This is a genomic window from Streptomyces sp. NPDC057445 (assembly GCF_042802855.1).
Classification (GTDB): domain Bacteria; phylum Actinomycetota; class Actinomycetes; order Streptomycetales; family Streptomycetaceae; genus Streptomyces.
The window spans coordinates 1-3,857 of record NZ_JBHVDH010000059.1 but is presented as its reverse complement, the minus strand read 5'-3'; the positions used below and the strand labels follow the sequence as shown (position 1 = coordinate 3,857).

Genomic DNA, 3,857 nt, shown 5'->3' with positions numbered 1-3,857 from the left:
CGAACCCCACGCACTGCTCACCGCCCTGGGTGACCTGCACACCCACGGCACCGACATCGACTGGAAAGCCGTACTCGCAGGCCGCGGCGCCCGCCGTGTCGACCTGCCCACCTACCCCTTCCAACGGCAGGAGTACTGGAACCGCGACAGTGCCAACAGTGGTGACCCCGAGTCCATCGGCCTGAGCGCAGCCGGGCACCCATTGCTCGGCGCGGCCGTGACCGTCGCCGACTCGGACACCGTGATGTTCACCGGCCGCCTGTCGGTACACACCCACCCGTGGCTGGCGGACCACGTAGTCGGCGGCTCCGTCCTGTTCCCGGGCACCGGATTCGTGGAGCTGGCGGTCGCAGCCGCCGACCGGACCGGTTGCGATCTGCTCGACGAGCTCGTGCTCGAAGCCCCGCTGGTCGTCCCGGAGCACGGCGGCGTCGCAGTCCAGGTCCTCGTCGGCCCCCCGGACGACTCGGGCGCCCGACCGGTCGGCGTGCACTCACGCGGTGACGACCCCGATCAGCCCTGGATCCGCAACGCCGTGGGCTCCGCACGGTCCGGCGCAACCGCGCCGGGGACCGACCTGATCGAGTGGCCGCCGCGCGAGGCCGAGCCGGTCGACCTCTCAGGCCGCTACGACAGCCTGGCCGACGATGGTCTGGCGTACGGCGCCACCTTCCAGGGCCTGACCGCCGCATGGCTCTCCGGCGACGAAGTGTTCGCCGAGGTCGCCCTGCCCACCGCCGCGCTGTCCGGCGACGGCTTCCGCTTGCACCCGGCCTTGCTCGACGCATGCCTTCAGGCGATCGGGCTGCGCGCAGGCGAACCCTCGTCGCCACGACTCCCGTTCGCCTGGACCGGTGTATCGGTGTTCAAACCGTGCGTCCTCCGCCTACGGGTCCGTGTCTCTCCGGCGGCTGCGGGCGGTGTCGCACTGACGATCAGCGACAGTACGGGCCTGCCGGTCGCCTCCGTCGAGTCGTTGATCCTGCGCGACATCAACCAGGCCGAACTCGCCGCCGCTCGCACTGCCTCGCAGGACTCGCTGTTCGAGCTGTCCTGGGTGCCGGCGGCTCCGGCGAACACGGCTTCGGCGACCTGGGTTCACTCGGATGCGCTCGGCACGGAGGACCCCGTTCCCGACGTGGTTGTCCTCGCCGTCGAGCCGGGTTCGGACGGTGAAGCCGTACGCAGGGAGGTCCACCGGGCGCTGGAGGTCCTCCAAACCTGGGCGGCCGACGACCGGTTCGCCCACTCGACGCTCATGGTCGTCACCAAGGGCGCGGTTGCCGTTGGCGAGGTCACCGATCTTGCCGGTGCCGCCGTCTGGGGCCTGGTGCGGTCGGCGCAGTCGGAGAATCCGGGACGCATTGTGCTGGCCGACCTCGACGACATGGCCGCGGTCCCACTGGCCGTGGCCACCGGGGAGTCGCAGGTCGTGATCCGGGGAGGCGTCGCGAAGGTGGTGCGGCTCGCCAGGGTCTCCGGTCGGCCCGACCACCAGCCGGCGTTCGACACCGACGGCACGGTGCTTCTCACCGGTGCGACCGGCATGCTCGGCAAGCTGCTTGCGCGGCACCTGGTCACCACGTACGGGGTGCGCCACCTCTTGTTGCTCAGCAGGCGTGGCCCGGCCGCCGAAGGAAGCGCCGAACTCGTCGCCGAACTGGCAACACTCGGCGCGAGTGCCGAGCTGGTGGCGTGCGATGCTGCCGACCGGACCGCGTTGGCCGGAGCTCTGTCGGCGGTGCCTGTTGGGCATCCGCTGACGGCGGTCGTGCACTCGGCCGGCGTCCTCGACGACGGAGTGATCGGCTCGCTCACGCCCGAGCGGATCGATGCCGTGTTCCGGCCCAAGGTCGATGCGGCCCTCAACCTGCACGAGCTGACCGCGACGGCCACGTTGTCGAAGTTCGTGCTGTTCTCCTCGTCCGCAGGCGTCTTCGGCAACTCCGGTCAGGGCAGCTACTCCGCGGCGAACGCCTTCCTCGACGGCCTGGCCGTCCACCGGCGCGGCCTCGGACTCCCCGCGCAGTCGCTGGCCTGGGGCCTGTGGGACGGCGAGGACGGCATGGCGGCCGAACTCGCGGACGGAGACAGGCGCCGGATGAGCCGCACCGGCGTGCGGCCACTGTCCGAGAAGGACGGCTTGGCGCTCTTCGACGCGGCTGTGGGTATCGAGGCGCCTGCCGTCGTACCGATCCGGTTGGACCTGAAGGCACTGGCGGACGAACCCGAACTTCCCCCGCTGTTCAGCGGACTCGTCCGGCGGCCCGCGAGGCGTCCGGCCGTCGCGGACGCGGCGGAGACTCTGCTGAGGCGGCTGGAGGGCGTGCCGGCGGAGCAGCGGGAAGCCGAACTGCTCGATGTGGTCCGGACCCACGCGGCCGCGATCCTCGGGCATTCGGACCCTCAGGACATTCCGGCCGAGCGGGCCTTCCAGGAACTAGGGTTCGACTCGTTGGGCGCGGTTGAATTCCGCAACCTGCTCAACGCCGCCACCGGGCTGCGCCTTCCGCCCACCCTGGTCTTCGATCACCCGAACGCGACAGTCCTGGCCGCCGAGCTCGCCACCCAACTGGCTCCCGGGGCCGGTGATGACGGCAATGCCGACACCGAGCGGCGGATCAGGGGCGTCCTGCACGCGATTCCGCTCAGCAGGCTGCGTGACGCCGGACTGTTGGAGCGCTTGCTGGAGCTCGGAGGAGCGGCCCCGATTGCGGGCGATCTCAACGGTGGTGAGGGCGAGGGCACCTCCATCGACGACATGGACGCCGATGCCCTGATCAGCATGGCCCTTGGCGGACGCGACGACTTCGACCCGACCGGAATGAGTGGAGAACCCCGATGACCGGCTCCGACAACAAGCTTGTCGCCGCGCTGCGCAGCTCGCTCAAGGAGGCCGAGTTCCTGCGGGCGCAGAACGCGAAGCTCTCCGCAGCGGTGTCCGAGCCGATCGCGATCGTGGGCATGGCGTGCCGTTACCCGGGCGGCGTCACCTCGCCCGAGGAGTTGTGGCGACTGGTCGCCGACGGCATCGACACGATCTCGGACTTCCCTGTGAACCGGGGCTGGAACATCGACCAGCTCTACGACCCCGCCGGCGAGCGCCCCCATTCGACGTATGTGCGGCAAGGCGGATTTCTGCACCACGCCGACCGATTCGATCCCGGGTTCTTCGGTATCAGCCCGAACGAGGCGCTGGTCATGGATCCGCAGCAGCGGTTGCTGCTGGAGACGTCGTGGGAGGCGATCGAGCGGGCGGGGATCGATCCGGTCTCGCTTCGGGGCAGCCGCACCGGTGTGTTCGCCGGCATGATGTACCACGACTACGCAGCCAACGCGAACACGGGCGCGGTCGCCTCCGGCCGGGTGTCCTACGTCCTCGGCCTCGAGGGACCCGCGGTCACGGTGGACACCGCCTGCTCGTCGTCCCTGGTCGCGCTGCACCTGGCCGCGCAGGCGCTGCGCGCGGGTGAGTGCGCAATGGCACTCGTAGGAGGCGTTGCCGTAATGGCGACGCCGGAGGCGTTCGTCGAGTTCAGCCGCCAGAAGGGCCTGTCGGCCGACGGGCGGTGCCGTTCCTACGCTGCCGCTGCCGACGGCGCGGCCTGGGGCGAGGGCGCCGGTGTGTTGTTGGTGGAGCGGTTGTCGGATGCGCGGCGTCTTGGGCATCCGGTGCTGGCGGTGGTGCGAGGTTCGGCGGTCAACTCCGACGGCGCCAGCAACGGCCTGTTCGCCCCGAACGGTCCCGCGCAGCAGCGTGTCATCCGTCAGGCGTTGGCGTCTGCGGGGTTGTCTTCCGCTGATGTGGATGCGGTCGAGGGGCATGGGACCGGGACCACGTTGGGTGATCCGATCGA

2 protein-coding genes are annotated in these 3,857 nt (G+C 70.4%); both read left to right on the top strand.

Annotation, left to right across the window (positions count from 1 at the left end; translation table 11 throughout):
- The coding region (locus ACFU5O_RS37380; RefSeq protein WP_384247471.1) for a type I polyketide synthase at positions 1-2,845 on the top strand (2,845 nt) is incomplete at its 5' end.
- Positions 2,842-3,857 (top strand): beta-ketoacyl synthase N-terminal-like domain-containing protein (locus tag ACFU5O_RS37375; protein WP_384247469.1); only part of this gene is annotated, 1,016 nt, incomplete at its 3' end. The genes ACFU5O_RS37380 and ACFU5O_RS37375, both read left to right, overlap by 4 nt.